Raw genomic sequence first — 21,838 nt, forward strand, 5'->3', positions numbered from 1 at the left:
TGAAACACCATTTGGCGTATCTTTGATACGTTGAGGATTTTCAGCAGTGGCACGGATGCCACTGGTTTATATCAGAAGTGATGTTTCGGCTGCTGCCGAAACTCACAGTCAAAACTATACACGGATGTATAGTTTTGACGTAGATGCGCCGTATATTTTCAAAAGTGCCCCTTACCTCGGATAAGTATAGCTCTTTCCGTCGATACCCCGTGCCGAAAAGCGGCCGTCTTTTAATGGAGAAACAATATCCTCATAGAGCAGTAGGGCGGAAAGCGGGAATTTTCCGCCGCCGTTCGGTAAATCGACTGCAAATTGCGGTAACGATAAACCGGAAAGGCGTTTACGTAATGCTTTCCATATAAGCGCAGCTTTTTCAAGCGGTACGCGAAAATGCGCCGTTCCCCGTGCCAAATCCGTTTGAAACAGATACCCGGGTTTTATCCCCATACATACCAGCGCGTGGAAAAGCTCCGCAAGAACGGCAGGCTCATCATTAACGCCGCGCAGCAATACGGTTTGGGTTTGCACGGGAATCCCCGAATCGATACAGCGGGTTAAGGCTTGCCGCTGCGCCGTGCCGAGTTCCGCCGGATGGTTTATATGTGCAATCACCCAGAGCGGGCGGACGGAACGGAGAAGCGCCATAAGGTCTTCGGTAAAAAGCTCCGGTGCAAAAACCGGCGCACGGGTGCAGAGGCGGAGCAGCAAATCGGGACGGACGGAACGGAGGCATTCCAACAGATGCTTTATTTGCTCAAAACAGCCGCTCATCGGGTCTCCCCCCGAAACCAGAATTTCCTGTACTTCGGGATGTGTTTTAAGATATGCTGTTACCGCTCCGATTTGCTCATCGGAAATAAAGCCGCTTGAGCGGGCGGTAAATTCACGCCGGAAACAGTACCGGCAATACGAGATGCAGCGGCCGGTACTCAATAGCAGCACGCGGTTCGGATATTGGTGTACCAGATACGGGGTAACGCAATAGCGCGCTTCGCCGAGCGGGTCGCCCCGCTCTTCCTCCGACACGACCAGTTCGTCGTCGGAGGAAAGCACCTGCCGGCGCAGCGCAGCGTCGTCGGCAGGTGCTGCGGAGGTAATCAAGGCCTTAAACGCCGGCGAAACATATTCCGGCAAGCGGATAACCGTATCGGAAGCACGCTCATTTCGCCAATCATCATTCCAACGATTATCATCCCGGCAATCATCATCCGGTGCGGCGTTCATACCTCCGTCACACTTACAGCGCATCGACTCCGTACATCAATGCCGCCAGTACCTGCGTATCGTCGATTAAGTTTTTCATAATGCAGTATTCATTCGGCTGATGCGCCATATCGTCGAGCGTGCTCCATACGACGGCGTTAAAGCCTGCCTGACGGAGCGGAGCGGCAACGGTTCCTCCGCCGATACCGATGGTTTGCGTTTTTTTGCCGTGTACTTTTTCGATAGCCTTTGACAGCATCGTAACAACATCTGCATCAACAGGCGTTGCAGGCGATTCCGCCGAATCATCAATAATAAGCTCAACCTGTACGCCGTACTTTGCTTCTATTGCACTCGCCTCGACTTTTATCTTCTCCATCACTTCCGCAACAGTGTAACAAGGAAGGATACGGCAATCCATATAAAACACATCGTCGCCCGGAATGGTATTGATGTTCGGAATATTCGCTTCTTTTTTTGTCGGCTGCAAGGTCGAATACGGCGGTTCGAATAAATTATCCTGCTTTGAAAACACCTTTTCCAAAGCATTCAACCGGAGCGCCAAATCCGCCGCCGCAATGTGTGCATTCTTTCCTAAATCGGGACGTGAGGCGTGCGTTTGCACTCCATGCACCACAACCTTTAACCACAACAGGTTCTTTTCCGCAACTTCAATTGTCTCGCCCGAAGGATCTCCCCCATCAGGGACGACGATAATATCCTGCGGCTTAAACAGCTGATGATTATTTAAAAGATAAATAACGCCGTATCTCGATCCCACTTCTTCATCGGCAACAAACAACAATTTTACGGTGTGAGCAGGCTGAATCTTTAATGCAAGAAATGCATAAGCGGCGAATACCGCTCCGGTCAGTCCTTGCTGGTTATCCTCGACGCCGCGCCCGATAATTTTATCACCGTCCTGCTTCAATACCCACGGATCGCTTTCCCATTTTGCCAGCTCTCCGGGCGGCACCACATCGGTATGCGCCATAATCCAAACCCGTTTTGAATCATCTTTGCCCGGAATGGTAACGACAAGGTTCGGTCTGATACCGGAGGAGACCCGCGTATCGGGTGCATCGAACCGTTCAAATTGAGTAAAGCCGAGCTTTTTTAAATATGCTTCCAGCGCTTCGCATTTTTTCAATTCCCCGTCGCCGTCCGACTCCGGAGCCATGGCTGGAATGGAGCACAAAAGCCGTTCAAGCTCAATCATCTTATCTTTTTGTTGAGCGATAAAATCTTTAACCGATAAAAAATTTGACATACAACCTCCACATACGTAATGAAATTAAACTCTCTTCAAAAGAGCAAAACACTCTCAAAAGAGGCTTCTACTATACCATATTGATAGCTATTCTGCAAACAAGAAGATTGATCATTCTACGCGTCGACTTCCGCAAGAAGATTTTTCATAATAAAGGCTTTGCGTTCGGGGGTATTCTTTCCCATATAAAACTCAAGCACGCCCGGAATTTTTTTCACGGTCTGAATACTGACCGGTAAAAGGCGGATATCCTTTCCGATAAACTGACCGAATTCGCTCGGGCTTATTTCTCCCAATCCCTTAAAACGGGTAACCTCCGCCGCTGTACCGAGCCGCTTCATTTCGACATCCCGCTCTTTTTCCGAATAGCAATAGCAGGTCTCTTTTTTGGTGCGCACCCTGAACAGCGGCGTTTCCAAAATAAAAATCCGCCCACTCAGCACCAGCTCTTCAAAGTAGGTGAGAAAAAAGGTGAGCAAAAGATTTCTGATATGAAAGCCGTCGTTATCGGCATCGGTTGCGATGATGATCTTATTATAGCGGAGGCTTTCAAGGCTGTTTTCGATACCGAGCGCCATCATCATATTGTAGAGCTCCGCATTTTTGTAGATGGCGGCGCGTTTTTTGCCGTGCATATTTTCGGGCTTACCGCGCAGCGAAAAAAGCGCTTGCGTAAGAACGTCGCGGCTCGAAACCATTGAACCCGAAGCCGAATCTCCTTCGGTAATAAAAATCATCGACTCATTGCCGTACTGCTTATCCCCAAGGTGAAACTTGCAGTCTTTAAGTTTCGGGATTTTCATTGCAATTTTTTTTGCAGCGGCCTTCGCTTCTTTTTTAACGCTGTTCAGCTCTGTCCGCAGCCGTTCGTTTGCGAGGATTTTTTCTTCCAGCTTCCGCGCGGCTTCGGCATTTTTTTGCAGCCATTCAACCACAGCGGCTTTGGTACCGTTGACAATCCACGGCCGCACCTCGGTATTGCCGAGCTTATTTTTTGTTTGGCTTTCGAACACGGGCGCTTGCACCTTAACCGCCACCGCCGCGCAGGTGCCTTCGCGGACATCCTCGCTCTTGTAGTTTTTGCGGTAGTATTCGTTAATACCTTTCAGCAAGCCTTCTTTAAAGGCGGAAAGATGCGTGCCGCCATCCGAGGTGTACTGTCCGTTGGCAAACGAAAAATAGGTTTCGCCGTAGTTGTTGGTATGAGTAAAGGCAAATTCGAGTTTTGCTTCCTTAAAGTGAGCAATCGTGTAGAGCGTTTCTTCGCCGATTTCCGCATTGAGCAGATCGAGTAAGCCGTTTTCCGATATGTATGAAGCGCCGTTAAAGGTGAGCGTAAGACCGGCATTCAGATAGGCGTAGTTCCACATCCGTTTTTCGATAAAGTCGAGATTGAATGTATAGTCGCCGAATATTTCCCTGTCGGGAATAAACTCGACGAGCGTGCCGTTCTTAATCCCTTTTTTGGCATCTCCTTGTTTTTCGTGCTTTAGCACACCCCGCTCAAACACCGCTTCGGCGTATTTCCCGTCACGGACAGAAACCACTCGGAAATATTCGGAGAGTGCGTTCACCGCCTTGGTGCCGACGCCGTTCAAGCCCACCGAAAACTGAAAGACTTCATCATTGTACTTCGCACCGGTGTTGATGACCGACACGCATTCCACGACCTTCCCAAGCGGAATACCGCGTCCGTAATCCCGCACAGTAACTTTATTGTCCTTCAACAGCGCGTCGATGCGGTCTCCGTTTCCCATGATGAACTCATCGATGGAGTTATCGAGCACTTCTTTTAACAGGATGTAAATACCGTCGTCGGGATTCGAGCCGTTTCCGAGCCGACCGATATACATACCGGTGCGGAGCCTGATATGCTCCAATGAGCTCAGCGTCTTTATTTTCGATTCATCATACGTATTCTTTGCAGCCATGTTGTTTTAAATTCCTTCCATAAAAAGTCAAGAAGAAAGTTTCAATTTTCGATTGACTTTTTACGCATGTTCGCAACGAAGTGAGAACATGCAGATGATATACAAGTTTGCGATTAAGCAAACTTGAGTAAATAAAAGTCGTGCCATTTGTACGGCTTTTATTTAACACTCCAAAAAAAGTTTTTTTAAATTGAAGACAGAACGGTGAGCGGCGGAAGTCCTAAGTTGTCTGCCGTTTGCCGGAGCGCAGCGTCGGAGCAGATTACCGCAGCGGTACCGCCGGATATACCTTCCGCCGTCATTGCCGAAAGCGCGGCGCTTCCCGATACGCTTGCGGCGAGCTGCTCGGCAAGCCGGTTCATGCGTTCCCGTGTACAAGAGATAATACCTTCGATTGTTTGCATGCGCGCCTGATGGGTTATCCCGTTTAAGAGACGCGAGAACGTCGCCGCGCTTCTCTGCGCCGGGGTTCTCGGCTGGAGCGCTGTGCTGTACGTGCCGGTAATCAAGGCCTCCAGTTCGGAGTCGGTAAGCGGAGCCGCGATGCTCTTTTCGATACAATCCCGTATACTGCGCAAGGATTTAAGCGGCGCAGGGTCGCGGTAAGTAGTCATCGTAAACAGCGCCGTTGCGGAATCGGGATATGCCGAAACGCCGTACGCGCCACCTTTTACGCGGATTGCCTCCCACAATGCCCCCGTTTCAAGCCACTGGGCATAGACGATAGCAGCGCCGTATTCCGTTTCATCGAACGTAACCGGCAGAAGCTGTGCCGCAAAGCCTACCTGCACGGCGCTGGGAAAGGCCGAAAGCACCGCCGGTTTTTCAAAGGCTTCGGTTCTAAAGCCGCCGGTATTGCGGTGCGGAAAATCAAATCGCAGTAAATGGGAAGTGAGCGCCTTTTTGATAACGCTTATATCGGCGCTCGTTCCGCACACCTTCACGATAAGGCCGGAGCGCATCAGCTTCCGGTGTATTTCTTCAAGTTTACGGGTAAGTTCACCGATTGCCGCCGGTTTTTGCTCCAGCGCCGCATACTGCCCGCGCAGAAAACGCAGTTGCGGAATCCCCATCCAGAGATTTTCCGCCCGTTTTGAACCGGAATAGGCAGAAGCTGCGTACAGCGCAGTCAACGTATGCCCCGAATACGACGGCAGCGGGTCAAGATCGTTTTTCAGCTGGATAAAAACATCCTTCAACCGCTTTTCGTCGGCAAAAGAAATATCGTTAAGATACGAAAAAATTCGGTTTACCGCGGGTTCGATATATTCGGGCAGCATTTTGGAGCGGATAAAAATCCAGTCCCGATCCGCCACATCTTCCGTGCGGAGCGCATTATCGAAAAACACCGCGGCTTCGGATGTCCGGTGTCTGCCTGCGGAAAAGGTAACCGCGGAAAAGCCTCCCGTCAGGTAAGCGAATTCCGCCGCAACGGCATCCCAGCTCTGCGTTTTTGTTCCCATCGAGGAAAGCGCCGACGTATAGAGCGTCAGGTATGTATAGTCCTCCGCCGAAAGCGAATCGACGGGAACTGCGATGTCCATATAGGTGATACCGTTTGTCGGCTGTTCATGGATGATAACGGGAACCTTGCCGAAATATTCGAGGCATTCGGGTATCGGCGGTTCAACCGGCGGCAGCTCCTCTTTTGAAATATGCGGAATAAGATGTTGCGCTTGAGCATCCGCCTCAGGATTCATGCTCCTATCGGGATGAGGATCCACATCGGTTGCCGCATCGGTATTAAGCCCCGTATCCGCATCCGCTTTTTGCCCGCTAACGGGTACGGCCGTCTGTTCGGCGGAACCCGAATGGTGTTCTATGCTGCCAAGGCTTTGCGCCGCTTGGTACGCTTCTTGAGCAAGTCTCGCATCGATGTTCTCGCAAAAGTGAATGTCCGGCCGTACGGAAACGGTTGTCCGATGGGGATTATCAAGCAGCAGCGTACGGATAAGGTCTTGAGCGTAATGCGGGCTTTCGGAAAGCCGCTGTTTCAGCCGCTGAAAAGCAGGTATGGAACGGAGCGAAGCCTCCGGCGCGAAACCGTGTATCCAGCCGCGGAGCGCCCGCCGCATCAAAACCAGCGAAAAAGGGCCGCCGGAACGGGTAATTTCTCTGTTATAAAAATCGAGGGAATTGAGCGCGGTTTCAATCAGCTGAGGTTCAAAACCGTCTCGCGCAATTTCTTCAAGGCCGGAAAGGATAAAGGCTTCAAACCGTCCTTCCGCACTTTTATCGATATCCGCAAGGCCGAGCGTAAAGCAGATGTTTTTCAGGTCTGCCTGTCCGCCGTTGTACGGATACACATCCTCGGCAAAGGGGCAGTCGAGCAGTTTTTTTTGCAAGGGCGCTCCGTCGTGTCCCAGCAACAACTCCTCCAAAAACATACAGTCCATCAGCCGGTCGATGTCGGCGCTTTCGGGCAGCAGCCAATTCATCGTTACCGTGAGCTTGTCGGGATTTTTTCCCTCTCCTGCGGGCGCCGTTGCCGAAAACACGCGGGGTGCGGGATAGGGTGTAATAGCCGGGATGAGCGGCGGCTTTTCCGCCGGTTCAAAAAACTGCAAGAAGCGTTCCTGTAAAAAGGCAAGCTGTTTTTCGGTTTCGATGTTACCGTACAAAAAGACCTTGCAGTTTACCGGATGATAGTATTTTTTATGGAAGGCGCAAAAATCCTCATAGCTGAGCTTGACGATATCGGGCGGAAAGCCTCCTGAATCGTGCGCATACACCGTCCCCTGCAAGAGAGAATGCCGCAGCTCACGGTCTACACCGGAATCGAAATCCGCATACGCGCCCCGCATCTCATTTAACACCACGCCGGAAAAATACGGATTTCCTTTTTCATCTCGTTCAAGCCGATGACCTTCCTGTTCAAAGGTTTCCCGTTTGAGCAGCGGAAAAAACACCGCATCGCCGTACACCGACATCAAATTAAAATAATCTTTTTCGAGGATGCTCGACGCAGGGTACACGGTCTTATCGGGAAATGTCATCGCATTCAAAAACGTTTTAACGCTCTGCTTTGAAAGGATTAAAAAAGGATCTTTCAGCGGATAATTTTTAGAACCGCAGAGTACCGAATGTTCCAGAATATGCGCAACGCCCGAACTATTTTCAGGCGGGGTCATAAAAGCAAATGCAAATAAATTTTCGCTGTCATCGTTATGAATATGATAAACTTCAAGTCCGGTTTCGCAATGCTGCGCAAGAATACCCTCCGCCTGCATTTCGTCAAGCGCTGTTTTTGAAATAATTTTAAACCCGTGGATTAGGTTATCCATACGTCATCTCCGTCCTTTCCGAATAAGAGTAGCTCGCCGTCTTCCCAGCTTTTCCGCAATTCCTGTAAAAAACGATTGGTAACTTCGCGGCATTCCCGCACGGAAACGGGGTTCGACGCCTGATCGTCAAGGATGAACTGCTGTCTGTTTTTAGAAATATTATCGAGGATTTTTTTGACAAAGACTTCCGGTTTATAAGAAATCAATGCGGCAATTACTGAGCTTTCCATACCGGATAATTTTTTCTGTAAAAAACGGTCGTCTGCAATGAGCACATCTTCAAAAGTAAAAAGCCGTTCGCGGATATTTTGTTCAAGTTCGGGATTGGCTTCTGCGATGTTCTGTAAAATAAACTGTTCCGTTTCGGAATCGCTGCGCCGTAAAATAGCGGCAAGTACTGCGCGGCCGTCGATCGCTTCGGTAGCCGAGCCTGTCCGTATGCGGGTAAACTTTTCGCGCATCGAAGTGCTTACCGTCTGTAAAATTTCAGGACTGATGGTTTTAAGCCGCGCGAGGCGGAGCACGATGTCTTTCTTTTCCGCATCGTTTAAACCGGTAATATAGGCGGCCGCTATTTTCGGTTCCAGCTGAGAAAGCACGAGCGCCTGTGTTGCAGGCATTTCGTCTGCTAAGAGCCGCTTGAGCTTTTCTCCGTCGATACCGTCCAAAAAATCGAACGGCCGTTCGGCAGCAGGCGGTATTGCCCGCTCGATAATCTCCCGCGCTTTTTCCCCGCCGAAAGCCGCCGTCAGAATCCCTTGAGCGGTTTCCACGCCGCCGACGGAATTCTTCGCTTCGTTATAAAGCGCTGTAAATTCGCTTAAAATATAGGCGGCTTCGTCCTTATCGACATAGCGGATGGTCAACATTTCCGCTACTACTTTTTCGATTTGCTCGCGGGTAAGCTTTTGCAGTACCTTTGCCGCTTGCGCCTCTCCGATTAAATATAAAAACTTTGCAACGCGGCGGTAAGGACTCTCTTTTTGATCACCCTCACGCGATACCTTTATTAATCCGCGCCGCTGTATCTCACTCTCCAGATCACTCATACTGTCTCCCAATATAATGGAAAAACAGCCGAGTATCAACACACTGCATTTTTGACATACGATGCAACTGCACCGCATGTTTTTTGAATACCTTCACAGAATAAATAAATGTGTATCGCCCTTCCCGAAAAGTATCCATACATCCTAATAGCAAAGGAAAAAAGATACCTACACTTTAAACTTACCGACTTCTATCGCAAGATTTTGAATACTCGCTTTATTTTTCTGGGTGATCTCGTTGACCTCCTGTACGGCATTGTTAATCTGCACCGCACCTGCAGCCATTTCGTTCATGCTCTCGGTGATGATGCGTGTTAAATCATCGAGCTTGCGCATTTCTTCGGCAACTCCTTCACCTCCTTTCAGCATTTCTTCCGAGCCAGCCAGTACTTCAGTCGTTACCGTGTTGATGTTCTTGATGGCAATAAGAACATCATTACTGCCGTTTTCCTGCTCGTGCATTGCTTCGGTCAGGTGAGCACTCATCGACTTGACTTGCTCGGCCAAATTAAAGATGGTGTTGAACTTTTCTTCAACGGTTTTTGACGAGGAAGAAAGCATTTCGATTTCTCCTGATAAGGTCTTTAGTGTCGCCGTAATGGTTTTTCCCTGCGTTGCAGAATCTTCTGCAAGTTTGCGGATTTCATCGGCAACAACGGCAAACCCCTTACCGGCTTCCCCCGCATGAGCTGCCTCGATCGCGGCATTCATCGCCAAGAGGTTTGTTTGACTGGCAATGTGCTGGATAACGCTTGATGCTTCCATCAGCGAGCCCGACTCCTCGGCGATTTTCTGTGTGACGCTATTCGAGGTAATGAGTGTTGCCTTACCGTCGCCCGTTGCGGTGGTCAGCTCTTTGATGGCTGCATCGGTTTTGCTGAGTGTCTGTCCGATTGAGGCGATATTCGAAGCCATCTGTTCGATGGAGGCGGAAGACTTGGCGACGCTTGCGGTTTGTATTTCGATGCTGTTGTTCAACTGCTTAATCGTGCGGACAATTTCCTCGATGGTAGCGGCCGTTTCGGTAACGCTGGCCGCTTGTGTAAGCGCCTGCTGTTTGACACCATCAATGTTTACGCTGATTTGGTTTACGGCACTGGCCGTTTCGGTCATATTTGAAGCGAGCTCATTCCCGATATCTTCCATCGTATGTGAGTTCGTACCAACGTTTTGTATCGATGAGCCGATCTTCGAAATAGTTTGATTAAAGTATTTTGACATATCAGCGATCTCGTCGTTGCCACGTACGGGTAGACGCACTGTCAAATCACCCTCACCTTGCGCAATATTTTTAAGGGCGACAACGGCCGAATTCAGTGCTTTTGTAATATGAAATACAAACACCAAAGAGATAATTAAAAAGATTATTAATAGTGTGAAACCGATGACCAATATAGATTGTAATATCTGATAAAATTCAGAAAAAACCTCATTTTCCTGCATCAGCGCTATTAGCTTCCAATTTAAACCATCAATAGTGTACACTTCAGCCAGCCATTTTTTATTATCTATGTTTACAGTCATGCTTCCCGAATCAGCTGCTGCAAATTGTGCAAAAGCGGGAACGTTTGTATCTTCTATTTTTTTGAAATTAAAAGAATCGTCTTTCGGATCGGCCAATATTGTTCCATCTCCTTGTACCAGCATGATATAACCTGTTTTTCCTATTGCCAGTGCTTTTAACATTTCGGTCAGTGTTTGTAATGTCACTTCTATACTGACATTGCCGATATGTTCATTTTGAAAGGAAAAAACTCCCTGTGAAAGACAAATAACCGTATCGCCTGCTGTGGAACGATAAGCCTCCGTAATGATCGGGTTTTCGGGAGTTTTTGAGGCAGCTTCATACCAAGGCCGTTTTCTCGGATCATAACCGCCTGAAAGCGCTTTGTCACACGTTGATGTATAGCCGCCCCACTTAGTTCCCATAAACACACACATATAATACGGATAGCTTTTATGAATATTTTTGAATAAATTAAATACAGCTGTTTCCGTTGCGCTTTTTTCTATGGTATTGATATCGGATACTTCAGTCTTTGATATATATTCGTTAAAAGAAGTATCAGCATTCCGCACAGCTGAGTGACTGGATAGCATACGTAACATGTATTTTGTATTATCGAAAAATAAATTGATATCATATTCTATTAATTTGATATTTTGTTGCATGTTTTTATGAAATCGCTCCCGATCTGTTTTCCGAATTTGAAAACCGATAATGGTAATAATAAAAAAAATAAGCGTTATAATAAAAACAGCAAAAATCGAAATGAGTTTATAACGGATTGAAAATCGTTTTTTCATTTGTGTTACTCCTATAAGTTGCTTTTTATTCGTGCGAAAGCTTTAATACTTGCCGTTTCTCAGTGCACTCTGCATCGAAGGTATTTCGTTGAGGGTGTTTATCATGATGAGGATTTCCGGTAGCGGTATGGATGCTATCGTTTGGGGAAGTACAGCCTTATACATCCCTGCACTACGGTTTTGCTTTTGCATAGAACCACTGACCTCCTGTCAGAGAGGTAAAATCACTTCTGCGTATAATGACGGACGGGGATGTATGGTAGAAAAAAGAATTTAAGGAGGTATGCTTTTAACACTGTGACGAAGTAAACATCTGTGTATGTCTAAGAGTTGCGGGGTATCAATAAATCAGTATATGAACATAAACCGATATATAATAATCCTATTATTGGATATTTTTCCATACTCAGCCCTCTTTTACTCCATATTTAAAGTATTCTGCTATAGTAATGTAATAATTATAAACCGATAGAGAAAAGATTGTCAAGAAATTGGTATCAACAGGGCTTCAGCATGAAAAAAGGATCTGAGCTCTAAAATTATCGTCGTAGATGCAAGCGCGCTTGCCCATACTGAGCGTATCCATTTTAGAGAGCATCTTAATTCTGTTGTAAACAATTCTTCTGATAATAGCTAGGTTTTCTGCTGCATTCCGGTCAACAACAGTACAGGCATCATCAGAAAACAACACATCTAAACACCAATGTAAGTTATTTTCTATCGCCCAATGACTGCGTACTCCCTTTGCAAATTGTTTTACATCTGTAACACTCGTAATGAAATAGCGAATTTCACGGCATTCTTTCCCCTTCCTCGTTACAATGCTTTCAACCATGCCGAATGCAGCAAGGTGCTTCCACACATTACTACCATCAGTATTTCACTTATCGAATGCTTTACTTTCCAGTCTTGCCGACTGTCTTCTACTTGTTCAAATAATATCCCTTCCACCATAACATTACTTTACTATACTTTTCTTTCATGCTGAAGCCCTGTTGTATTGCTGCTATCATATTGCATTCAACGATAAAACATTCTATAATCAGCTTTATGTCTGAGACTGTCGACTGGGAAGAGAAAAGGTATCGGGATATTTTTGATGACGAAACACGCCTTCTTGTTAGGCGGAGAGCTGCCGATGCAAGCTGCAGTATCGAGGATATACAAGGGATTCTTGATTCGCTCTATGTCTTGGATGGTAATAATGCTACAGGACGGAGTTCCGTGCAGCAAATCGCGCTTTCCGCAACCATCGCCGCTTATGAAGCCTTTATTCATCAATGGCAAAAAGAATTAACCGTTTAATACGATAATATAGAGGTTCCTTTTATGACCGTAACTCTAAAAAAAATATATATTTGTGTAGCGGGATTATTCCTGCTCGTGAGTGGTTGCTCCATTAAACGTATGGCCTTTAACGGTATCGCGAATACGCTTGCCCCCTTTCCTGCGCCGAAAAGCGGTGCCTCAGGCGGAATTGACGCAGCGGCTGCGCTTACCGGTGAAGATGATGTAAAGCTGGTTTCGGAGGTATTTCCGACGGTATTAAAAACGTATGAGATACTGCATCTCAGTAATCCGCAACATCGCGGTTTGGCTGTTATGTCCGGTTCTCTCTATATTATGTATGCAAACGCTTTTGTTCAAACACCTGCCGACTATATTCCCGAAACTCAATTTCAAAAAAAGAATCTTGAGTATTTGCGGGCAAAAAAATTTTACCTTCGCGGCGCCGATTATGTGATGCAATCACTCGATGGCGCTTATAAGGGTTTTGCTGAAGCGATGGCGCATTATACAGACGATAAAGGTACCCATTTTCTTACCCGCTGCAGAGCCGCTGATGTTGAATCACTGTATTGGTCCGGCTGCGGTATACTTGGGGCATTCTCGCTTGATCCGATGGATACCAATGCGCTTGCTGCAGTTCCGGGTGCCGTAGCGATGCTCGAGCGGGCAGCGGAACTATATCCGACGTTTAACGACGGCGCTATTTGGGAAACGCTTACGGCTTTTTATGCTGCCGCACCTGAATCCTTGGGTGGCGGCGCGGATAAGGCGCAAGAGGCGTATCGTAAAACATTGGAGTTGAGCAGCGGGCAGCGACCGTCGGTGTATGTCCTGTATGCGCAGTCGTTTTGTGTTCCTGCACAGGACAGCGCCGGTTTTGATGAGGCTTTACGCAAAGCATTGGAAATTGATCCGGAAACGCAGCCGAGTAATAAACTCACCATTACCCTCAGCCAAACAAAAGCACGCTGGTTACAAAAAATGAAAGGTGATTATTTCCTAGGCGATTAGTTTATCTTTGCATCAGTTATATTCAGTTATATAAGGAGAAGATACTGTGAGAAAATTTTTGACGCTGTTTGTTGCCCTGTTTATTGCTTCAATGACTCTTGTCAACGCTGAAGAAATCGTACTAAAGATAGCAACCGTTGCTCCTTCCCGTTCTCCGTGGGATATTGAACTTAAAAAAGTTGCCGAAGAATGGAACCGCATTACCGACGGGCAGGTAACGGTAAAAATTTATAACATGACAACTCTCGGTGGAGAAAAGGCGGGCATCCAAAAGCTCAAAGCAGCGCGTCCCGGGCAGCAAGCTCCTTTGGATGGGGCAATCTTTACGATGATCGGTTTACATGAATTGGTGCCCGATGCGTATATCTATACGCTTGCACTTCCTTTTTTGCTTCAAAATCAGCAAGAGCTTGACAAAGCGCTCAGCGTATACGGCAATAAAATAGAATCGAGAATTAATGCTGCCGGTTATGAGTTGATTGCATGGTCGAACGTCGGGTGGCTTTCTTTTTATACAAAGGAGCCGTATAAAACTCTCGGAGAATTAAAAAAGATAAAATTGGCAGTCGCCGGTTTGGATAGTCCTATTTTGAGCGATAGTTTTAAACTGAGCGGTTTTAATGTCGTTGATGTTGCAAGTCAAAAATTCTCTCAAATGCTAAAGAGTAAAAACGGTATCAGCGGTTTCTTTGCAGTGCATCTTTTAACTTATGTAGGAGGGTATTACAAGGATATCAGCTACGCACTTGATACGAAATTATGTCCTATCATGGCGGGTTTTGTTATTTCCAAGGCTTCGTGGGATAAGATTCCTAAGAAGTACCATGCCGCTATGAAGGAGGCAATGGAAAAAGCTCGTAAACGGCTCAACGACGCGCTTGACGATTCTGATGCCGACTGTGTCCGTAAAATGGAAGCAAGCGGTGTTACGATGATTCATCTTTCTAAAGATGAGCTGAAAAAATGGGAAGCAGAATTCAGTATGAATATTAGCGATATCCATCGGGCTTTTCCGAATGCATTTGATATGGATATGTATCAAAATATTCAAAAGCTCATTGCTCCGATGCGTAAATAGCTGTGCGATAACAATATGAGAAAGATTGTCAACGTATTTGTACTTTTTCTGGTCGGTATATTAATCACATTACCGATCGTATTTTTTCTCATTAACGATATCGGCGGTATTCCGGTGTTGGACGGGGAACGGGTGATCATCCATGCCGTTTTTATTTTTGCGTGTTTTGCAGGTATGATTACCAGTGCAGATCACAAACAGTTGAATATCGAGGTCTTTAACCTTAAACTGTCCGCTCGACTGAAAAGCATTGTTAGCCAAATCAATAACGGTATAATGACAGCCGTCCTTACGGCAATCTTTTTTGCCTGTTTTCCGAATATCTTAGTCGTAATAGACCCTGCCGATCTTGTGTGGGGAATACCGGTACGGTTTATCTTCGCTGCGCTGCCGCTCATGTTTTTTGCGCAGCTCTTTTTGTGTTTCAAAAAGAGCGGAGCGCTTATATCCTCTTTGGTAGGGTTTATTTTCGGTTTATTCATCAGCTGCGGTTCGATTGCCGTTATTCTTTATGCGCTTTTAGGCAGGGATAGCCCGTTTCTTACCGTGAGCGCCTCCCTCTGGCAATCTTTCAGCGCTCCGTTAATGATACCCCTTATGCTTGTGTTGATTGCTGCGGGGCTTTTCGGGTTACCGCTTTTTATCGTATTGCTCGGGATTACCTATACGGCATTCAGCCAAGGCGGCGGATATGTCGATGTGATTCCGCTGGAAATGTATCATATTTTAACGGATACCAGCATTGCAGCAATCCCTCTTTTTACCATTGCAGGGTGCCTGCTGGCGGAAGGGAGCGCCGGTAAGCGGCTAATGGAACTTGTTCGCGGTACTGTCGGTTGGATTAGAGGCGGAGTAATTATCGCTTCCGTACTCGTTCTTACCTTTTTTACTACTTTTACCGGTGCATCGGGCGTAACTATTTTAGCGCTCGGCCCGCTTATCAGTGTTATTTTAACCGGGAATGGTTATTCGAAAGATGAATCCGAATCGCTTATTACCGCTTCCGGTTCTCTCGGTATACTCTTTCCTCCCAGTATGGCAATTATTATCTTCGGCGTAACCAACATCATGACCATTGATATCTTCGATGTATTTAAAGGGGCGATCTTCCCTGGGATATTGCTTACGCTGTCGATGATCGTTATCGGTGTAATACGAGACCATTCAAAAACACGGATACCGTTTTCTTTGACTGTATTAAAAAACGCTTTCTTCGGTAGTTTTTCCGAATTGTTATTGCCGGTGTTTATTATCATTCTTTATTTTTCCGGCCTTTTTTCGCTCCTGCAAACGGCTGCGTTTACCGTGCTTTATACCTGTGTATTGGAAGTTATTATCCGTAGGGATTTTTCATGGAAGACGGCTGCCGCTTATATATTGAAAAGTATTCCCATCGCAGGAGGTGTACTGATTATCATTGGCGCAGCAAAAGGGCTGGCTTATTATTTAATCGATGCAAACATACCATCGGTTCTGACGGATATTGTGCAGACGTATATCCACTCAAAATATGTGTTTTTGCTATTGCTGAATGTGTTGCTGATTTTTGTCGGCTGCATTATGGATTTATATTCCGCTATTTTGGTTGTGTCTCCGCTCATTATGCCGATCGCCGAATCCTTCGGAATCCACCCCATACATACCGGCGTTATTTTTTTGATGAATTTAGCGCTTGGGTTTTTAACGCCTCCGATCGGAATGGACTTGTTTATTGCAAGTTATACGTTTAATAAGCCTGTTATCAAAATAGTAAAGAATATTCTTCCCTTTCTCGGCGTTCAAAGTATTATTTTACTGCTGGTTACCTATATTCCGTGGCTGACTACCGCTTTGCTTCAATAAACTGTTTGTTTGGCAAGGCTGTTATCGAACAGGTTTAGTAGCCGGAACAGCGGGTTTGGAGCCGCGCTTTCCCACTGCTCGTGTTCCTTGTTTTGCAACGGTATTTTGCCGTGCAGATCCGCGCGGCCGACGTTTGGACGGCTCTTTTGCTTTGGCGGTACCGGTAAGTCGTATATCCAAGCCGCCTTTTCGAAGGCAGTATTTTACCGCATATTCAAGCTCTGTCCGCTGCGGGTTCATCGGCAAGACAAAATGGCGACACTCGGCATATACCGCCTTATAAACAGCCCGCGGTTCTCCTTCCCAGTCGGTAATCAGCTGTAAAAAATTACGGATGAGGTAAACAAGCGCCTGTCCTTGCCTCTGAATCTTGTGCTCTGCAATTAATCCGTCCAGCTCTTGCATGCTTGCAAAATAATGTTCGGAAAAATGAGGCGAATCCTCGATAAATGAGAAAGCCAAAGGCTGTAAATAGAGGAAAAGGCGATAATGCAGAAGTGTTTTAAAAATGTCCGCCGCATGCCCGCTCATTAGTATTTTGCCTATCTCTTCGGTTAAGCGGGAAGGGGATACATATTCAAGGAGCGGCGCATCACGATGAATTCGACAGCGAAGAAGCAGCGGGATTGCGGCGCCGGTGATAGTCGCGTATTTGACGGCGCGAATCATCCGCACCGGATCTTCTGCGAAAATGTGAGAAAGCTCGATAATCGGGCGCAGCCGCTTTTTTCGGATATCTTCCACGCCGCCGACATAATCGACGATGATATTTTTTATCGGATCGTAGTAGAGCGCATTTAATGTAAAGTCGCGGCGCCGCACATCTTCGTCGATAGTGCCGAAGCTGTTTCCGACCGATCCCTCCTCCAGTGATCGAAAGGTGGAAACTTCATATATTTTAGGACCGTAAAAAACATGCACCAATCGGAATCGCTTTCCGATGAGCCGGGAGTTTTTAAAAATTTTACGGATACGAGCGGGTTCTGCCGATGTTGCGATATCGAAGTCCTTCGGTGTTTTTCCGATCAGCAAATCGCGAACAGCGCCGCCGACAATGTAGGCCTCATAACCTGCATTATGTAATCCATTGATAATACGGATCGCTTCGCCGTCTACCTTACGGGGATCGATGGAATGTTCCGTTGCCGTATATATAAGCGCCTTTGACAGTTTTTTATTCGTATTATTTCGAGTATATCTTACTAACATTACAGCGAGATATTGTGCCGTGAATTTCCGATTCTGTCAATCTTGCATTGACGGGTCTGCATCAATGGGGATGACCTTAAAGTGCGAATTTCCATTTGACATTATAGCTATATCGTTTTATCCTAATAATGATTACTAATATATAAATTGGGGATACCTAAAAGCTAACCGAGTTTTTAGAGATACCCAATCGTCTAAGAATAACCGATTCTTGGAAACGATTCAGTATGAGTAATCGGCATAATAAGGATGAAAAAAGTATGATAACAGGAACAAAAGAGACGGAAGAATTGAATACCGCTTGGGTCCAATGGGATAAAAGACTGGAGCTTGGTATTCCTCGAATTGATTGTCAGCATCGTAAGTTGGTGGCAATGTGCAATGAGCTGCGCGAAGCGCTGATGAACCGCCAAAAACGGAGTAAGGACGAATGGTTGGTAACCGTAGGCAATGTACTGCGGCAAGCGGTTAGCTATACCAAAACACACTTTACCGATGAAGAGAAATTGATGAAAGCATGCGGTTTTTCCGGCTACGAAGCTCATAAGCAGCGACACAAGGAGTTTGTCCAAACAATTACACAGGTATTGATGGGTTTTGACGAAATGACTTTGACGCTCGGTTTTGATTTTGCCGACTACCTTAGGGATTGGATACTTTCGCATATCGCCTGCGAAGATAAGCAGTACTGTCCGGTTATGCGCTCCTTTTATCGTGCATTGCAGGAATACAGCCAACGGAATCATACGATCGGTACAAATAGTGGAAACCAACCTTAGATTAGACCCTTCGCACAAAAATATTTGGGAGTCTCTGAAAATCTAACCGAGTTTTTTGCAGATACCCATTTATATATTGGCGATTCAAGGGGGAATATGCTAATATAAAGTATCGATATATGGAAGGTTTATGAGATCACCCGTCAAAGCTCTTGAACAGACAATTCCGCCTCGCGATACCCAGCTCGGCGCCGTGTATGATGCCGCCGCTCAAAGCTGCCGTTTTTCTTTATGGGCGCCGACTTCCCGCGATGTGTCGGTAAACCTCTATCAAAACGCCGGTGATTCAACGCCTGCTTTTACGGTTCCGCTTCAGTATGACGATGCAACCGGCCTGTGGTGCGGCATCTTTGCGGAGCGGGATCCGGAACAGTTCTTTTATGATTACACGCTGACAAATGAAGCGGGAACGCATACTGTGCTTGATCCGTACAGCCTCTCGATGGCTGCTTGTACCGGCAGCGACGGTATCGGACGGGGCGCTATTATCAACCTGCAAAAAGAAACACTCAAACCGGAGCGGGAATATCCGTATATCGCCTTGCAAAAACGGGAGGATGCGATTATTTACGAAGTGTCCGTCCGCGATTTTACCGCAAGCCCCGACTCCGGCGTTAGAAATATCCCCGGCACGTATAAAGCCTTTATCGAAAAAATTCCCTACTTACGCGAACTGGGCATTACGCATATTCAGCTGATGCCGGTGCTGAACTTTTACTACACGGACGAGACAAACCAGCAGTATGAAGATGCCGGTACGGTACATAACAACAACTACAACTGGGGCTACGACCCGCATAACTATTTTACGCCCGAAGGCTGGTATGCAAGCGAGCCTGAAAATCCCGAAAGCCGTGTACGCGAATTGCGGGAGCTGATCAACGAGTGCCATCGGGCAGGGCTCGGTGTAGTGCTCGACGTGGTGTATAATCATATTGCGCGTACCGATCTTTTCGACATGATTGTTCCAGGCTATTACTTTCGGACAAATCCCGACGGCAGCTATACCAACGGCTCGTGCTGCGGGAACGATATTGCTTCGGAGCGGCTGATGGCACGAAAGCTTATTGTCGATTCGGCTGTACACTGGGTGAAAAACTATAAGATTGACGGTCTCCGGTTTGATCTGATGGGACTGCTCGATACCGAGACGGTGCTGGAGGCGTACAATCGCTGCAGAGAGCTTAATCCGTCCGTACTGTTCATCGGGGAAGGCTGGAAGCTGTATAACGGAGCCGAAGGTACCGTCGGTATGGATCAGCGGTACATGACCGAAACCGACAGCGTTGCCGTCTTTAACGATGAATTTCGCGATTTGGTGAAAGCAGGCGGTGTGAATGAGGAAGGCAAAGGCTTTTTAACCGGCGGCAACGTCGATCTTAGACAGCTCTTTTGCGACTGTATCGGTTTGCCTCAGTGTAATTACACCGCCGACAGCCCGGGTGATAACGTGCAGTACCTTGTTTGCCACGACGGGCTTACGCTGCACGACTGCATCGCCCATAATGCCGGGCTTGATGAACGTATTCCTGTACAACGGCAGGAGCTGATTGCCCGTATCAAACTCGGCAACGCGCTGGCGCTTACCTGTCAAGGGATCGCATTCTTACACGCCGGACAGGAGCGGGGGCGTACCAAGCCGAATGTGCACGGAGCGGCGGAAGAATGTATCGGCGCTTTTGTGCGGAACAGCTATGACGCTTCGGACAGCGTTAACCGCATTGTATGGACGCTCGATGAGGATTACGCCGAGCTGCTCGCATACACGCGCGGGCTTATCGCGTTGCGGAAACGGTTTGACGTGTTTAGAATAGGAGACGCCGGACGCATTGCACAAGCCGCCGCATTTTTGCCCGCAGAAGATGCAGCGGTTGCTGCATCGGGGAATTGCAGCGGTAACCGATGTGCCGTAAAAAGCGTCAGCGGAGCATTGTCCGAAACGGAGCAGCAGTACGGGCAGGCATTCGGGTACACACTCGACTGGACGGATGGCACGTGGTTTTTGTTGTTTAATGCGGCGGGAACGGAACAATGCTTTGTGCTTGGCGGCACATTACAAAAGCCTGTGGTTTTTGTCGATGGAGCGGCGGCATCGCCGGACGGCATTGCACAGCTCTCCGGTATACGATTTGAGCAAAAACGGATCATACTAGATCCGTACACTGCGGCTATTGTTCGCAGTGAATAGACCTGTTCGATAACTTCGTTGTCGAACAGGTCGGCGAGTTCTAAATTGTACAAATAGCACGATTTAGAACATCGCGTTTCAAGGTAACCTGTTCAGAAACGGAAGTTTCCGAATAGGTTTAGTAGATTTTTTTCATAACAGACTGGAGGTGTTATATGAAAAAAGCAATTATAGGGCTTTCTGCCTGTGTATCTTTGGTGCTTCTTCTTGCTCTTACGGGGTGCGGCGGAGGTTCCGAGAAGAAGGACGATAAAGCCGGCGCTATGAAAGGCGAAACGGTTACCATCAAAATATGGGAATCCGAAGGCCGCGAAAAAGATTTTATGCTGTTCGCTGCGGAAGAATACAAGAAAACGCATCCGAACGTATCCTTTGTGTATGAACCGGTTCAGTCGACCGATGCGCGCACAAAGATTGAAATGGACGGCCCCGCTGGTGTAGGCGCAGATATCTTTGTTGCACCGCACGACCATATCGGCGCCCTTGTCGCAGGCGGTCATATTCTCCCCTTCGACGATGCGTCCGTCCTCGACAACTTTATCCCCGCTGCATTGACATCCGCCGCGTATGAGGGAAAAAACTACGGGTATCCGCTCGCAATCGAAACCTACGCATTGTTCTATAATAAAGACCTTTTACCGGAAGCCCCCAAGACATGGGACGCGGTGGAAACGTTTGCAAAGACATGGAACGATAAAGCTCAAAATAAATATGCATTGGTCTGGGGTGTCGGAAACGCATACTTTAACTACATCTTTATGAGCGGCTTCGGCGCACCGCTTTTCGGCCCGAACGGCGATGACCCCAAACAGCATAACGTCAATAGCCCCAATGCTATTACCGGCTTAACCTATTTCCAGAGCCTGCGCAAGAAAATGCTCGATGTTCCGTCAGGCGATATTACCGATGATTTCTGCAATTCCTCGTTTACGGAAGGTAAAGCCGCGATGATTATTACCGGCTCGTGGAAGATCTCCGATTTTTCAAAAACAGGCCTTAACTACGGTATTGCACCCATTCCGGTATTCCCCGGCATGACCAATCCTCCGGCATCATTCTCCGGTCTCCGCTTGGCCTTTGTCAGCGCCTACAGTGATCATCCGGCGGAAGCGCAGGATTTTGCAAAATTCCTTACCTCAAAGCCGATGTTGGAAAAACGGTACGAAATGACCAAACAAATTCCGCCCCGCTCCGATATCACCATCACCGATCCGTTAAGTCAAGGTATTTTAGCACAGGCGCAATACGCAACACCGATGCCCACCATTCCCGAAATGGGCAAATACTGGTCTGCAATGAATGCAACTTTTGCGAATATCTGGGACGGCGGCAATGTTACGGAAAAACTGAATGCTGCTGCGGCTACAATGGAGTCGATACAATAGGGTATTTCTAAA

The 21,838-nt window shown here is 47.2% G+C and carries 16 protein-coding genes; 7 read left to right on the plus strand and 9 right to left on the minus strand.

What is annotated here, in order from left to right:
* Positions 1–171: 171 nt before the first annotated feature.
* The 8 genes from GWP43_RS05540 to GWP43_RS05575 form a co-directional block, all read right to left on the minus strand.
* On the minus strand, positions 172–1,224 hold the full coding sequence (locus GWP43_RS05540) for a KamA family radical SAM protein (RefSeq protein WP_162663332.1): 1,053 nt from the start codon (positions 1,222–1,224) through the stop codon (positions 172–174).
* Positions 1,225–1,237: 13 nt separating this feature from the next.
* A complete protein-coding gene (locus GWP43_RS05545) occupies positions 1,238–2,473 on the minus strand; it encodes a M20 family metallo-hydrolase (RefSeq protein WP_162663333.1) in 1,236 nt (411 codons plus the stop codon).
* Positions 2,474–2,589: 116 nt separating this feature from the next.
* Complete coding sequence (locus GWP43_RS05550) at positions 2,590–4,404, minus strand: DNA topoisomerase IV subunit B (protein ID WP_162663334.1); 1,815 nt, start codon at positions 4,402–4,404, stop codon at positions 2,590–2,592.
* A 185-nt stretch (positions 4,405–4,589) separates the two neighbouring features.
* The gene (locus GWP43_RS05555) at positions 4,590–7,688 is read right to left on the minus strand and encodes an insulinase family protein (RefSeq protein ID WP_162663335.1); all 3,099 of its coding nucleotides are present in this window, start codon (positions 7,686–7,688) and stop codon (positions 4,590–4,592) included.
* Positions 7,676–8,737 (minus strand): flagellar motor switch protein FliG, encoded by a 1,062-nt coding sequence (locus GWP43_RS05560; RefSeq protein WP_162663336.1) that lies wholly within the window; start codon positions 8,735–8,737, stop codon positions 7,676–7,678. The genes GWP43_RS05555 and GWP43_RS05560 overlap by 13 nt, the downstream gene beginning before the upstream one ends.
* Positions 8,738–8,905: 168 nt before the next feature.
* Positions 8,906–11,044: a methyl-accepting chemotaxis protein gene (locus GWP43_RS05565; protein WP_162663337.1), complete on the minus strand. Its 2,139-nt coding sequence runs from the start codon at positions 11,042–11,044 to the stop codon at positions 8,906–8,908.
* Between the two features lie 42 nt (positions 11,045–11,086).
* On the minus strand, positions 11,087–11,236 hold the full coding sequence (locus GWP43_RS05570) for a hypothetical protein (RefSeq protein WP_162663338.1): 150 nt from the start codon (positions 11,234–11,236) through the stop codon (positions 11,087–11,089).
* A 316-nt stretch (positions 11,237–11,552) separates the two neighbouring features.
* Complete coding sequence (locus tag GWP43_RS05575; protein ID WP_162663339.1) at positions 11,553–11,906, minus strand: ISAs1 family transposase; 354 nt, start codon at positions 11,904–11,906, stop codon at positions 11,553–11,555.
* Positions 11,907–12,094: 188 nt separating this feature from the next.
* Between GWP43_RS05575 and GWP43_RS05580 the strand changes: the two genes are divergently transcribed.
* From GWP43_RS05580 to GWP43_RS05595, 4 genes are read left to right on the plus strand one after another with little or no spacing between them, the layout of a single operon-like run.
* Positions 12,095–12,349, plus strand: coding sequence for a hypothetical protein (locus GWP43_RS05580; RefSeq protein WP_162663340.1), 255 nt, complete (start codon positions 12,095–12,097; stop codon positions 12,347–12,349).
* Between the two features lie 24 nt (positions 12,350–12,373).
* Positions 12,374–13,345, plus strand: coding sequence for a TRAP transporter TatT component family protein (locus tag GWP43_RS05585; protein ID WP_162663341.1), 972 nt, complete (start codon positions 12,374–12,376; stop codon positions 13,343–13,345).
* A gap of 46 nt (positions 13,346–13,391) precedes the next feature.
* A complete protein-coding gene (gene dctP, locus GWP43_RS05590; RefSeq protein ID WP_162663342.1) occupies positions 13,392–14,423 on the plus strand; it encodes a TRAP transporter substrate-binding protein DctP in 1,032 nt (343 codons plus the stop codon).
* 15 nt (positions 14,424–14,438) lie between these two features.
* Entirely contained in the window at positions 14,439–16,265 is a 1,827-nt protein-coding gene (locus GWP43_RS05595; RefSeq protein WP_162663343.1) for a TRAP transporter large permease subunit, read from the plus strand.
* Positions 16,266–16,286: 21 nt separating this feature from the next.
* On the opposite strand, the gene pcnB is transcribed toward GWP43_RS05595, so the two are convergent.
* Positions 16,287–17,474 (minus strand): polynucleotide adenylyltransferase PcnB, encoded by a 1,188-nt coding sequence (gene pcnB, locus GWP43_RS05600; RefSeq protein WP_162663344.1) that lies wholly within the window; start codon positions 17,472–17,474, stop codon positions 16,287–16,289.
* A gap of 260 nt (positions 17,475–17,734) precedes the next feature.
* Here pcnB and GWP43_RS05605 point away from each other — a divergent pair, with 260 nt between their 5' ends.
* The 3 genes from GWP43_RS05605 (at position 17,735) to GWP43_RS05615 (ending at position 21,826) form a co-directional block, all read left to right on the plus strand.
* Positions 17,735–18,253: a bacteriohemerythrin gene (locus GWP43_RS05605; RefSeq protein ID WP_162663345.1), complete on the plus strand. Its 519-nt coding sequence runs from the start codon at positions 17,735–17,737 to the stop codon at positions 18,251–18,253.
* A gap of 130 nt (positions 18,254–18,383) precedes the next feature.
* On the plus strand, positions 18,384–20,441 hold the full coding sequence (locus tag GWP43_RS05610; protein WP_162663346.1) for an alpha-amylase family glycosyl hydrolase: 2,058 nt from the start codon (positions 18,384–18,386) through the stop codon (positions 20,439–20,441).
* Between the two features lie 155 nt (positions 20,442–20,596).
* A complete protein-coding gene (locus GWP43_RS05615) occupies positions 20,597–21,826 on the plus strand; it encodes a sugar ABC transporter substrate-binding protein (protein ID WP_162663347.1) in 1,230 nt (409 codons plus the stop codon).
* Positions 21,827–21,838: the final 12 nt, after the last annotated feature.

This window comes from Treponema vincentii (assembly GCF_010365865.1).
In the GTDB taxonomy this organism is placed as follows: Bacteria; Spirochaetota; Spirochaetia; order Treponematales; family Treponemataceae; genus Treponema.

Coding starts and splice junctions, on each gene's coding strand:
- GWP43_RS05540 (WP_162663332.1), bottom strand. CDS start 1,224: ATGAACGCCGCACCGGATGATGATTGCCGGGATGATAATCGTTGGAAT.
- GWP43_RS05545 (WP_162663333.1), bottom strand. CDS start 2,473: ATGTCAAATTTTTTATCGGTTAAAGATTTTATCGCTCAACAAAAAGAT.
- GWP43_RS05550 (WP_162663334.1), bottom strand. CDS start 4,404: ATGGCTGCAAAGAATACGTATGATGAATCGAAAATAAAGACGCTGAGC.
- GWP43_RS05555 (WP_162663335.1), bottom strand. CDS start 7,688: ATGGATAACCTAATCCACGGGTTTAAAATTATTTCAAAAACAGCGCTT.
- GWP43_RS05560 (WP_162663336.1), bottom strand. CDS start 8,737: ATGAGTGATCTGGAGAGTGAGATACAGCGGCGCGGATTAATAAAGGTA.
- GWP43_RS05565 (WP_162663337.1), bottom strand. CDS start 11,044: ATGAAAAAACGATTTTCAATCCGTTATAAACTCATTTCGATTTTTGCT.
- GWP43_RS05570 (WP_162663338.1), bottom strand. CDS start 11,236: ATGCAAAAGCAAAACCGTAGTGCAGGGATGTATAAGGCTGTACTTCCC.
- GWP43_RS05580 (WP_162663340.1), top strand. CDS start 12,095: ATGTCTGAGACTGTCGACTGGGAAGAGAAAAGGTATCGGGATATTTTT.
- GWP43_RS05585 (WP_162663341.1), top strand. CDS start 12,374: ATGACCGTAACTCTAAAAAAAATATATATTTGTGTAGCGGGATTATTC.
- GWP43_RS05595 (WP_162663343.1), top strand. CDS start 14,439: ATGAGAAAGATTGTCAACGTATTTGTACTTTTTCTGGTCGGTATATTA.
- pcnB (WP_162663344.1), bottom strand. CDS start 17,474: ATGTTAGTAAGATATACTCGAAATAATACGAATAAAAAACTGTCAAAG.
- GWP43_RS05605 (WP_162663345.1), top strand. CDS start 17,735: ATGATAACAGGAACAAAAGAGACGGAAGAATTGAATACCGCTTGGGTC.
- GWP43_RS05610 (WP_162663346.1), top strand. CDS start 18,384: ATGAGATCACCCGTCAAAGCTCTTGAACAGACAATTCCGCCTCGCGAT.
- GWP43_RS05615 (WP_162663347.1), top strand. CDS start 20,597: ATGAAAAAAGCAATTATAGGGCTTTCTGCCTGTGTATCTTTGGTGCTT.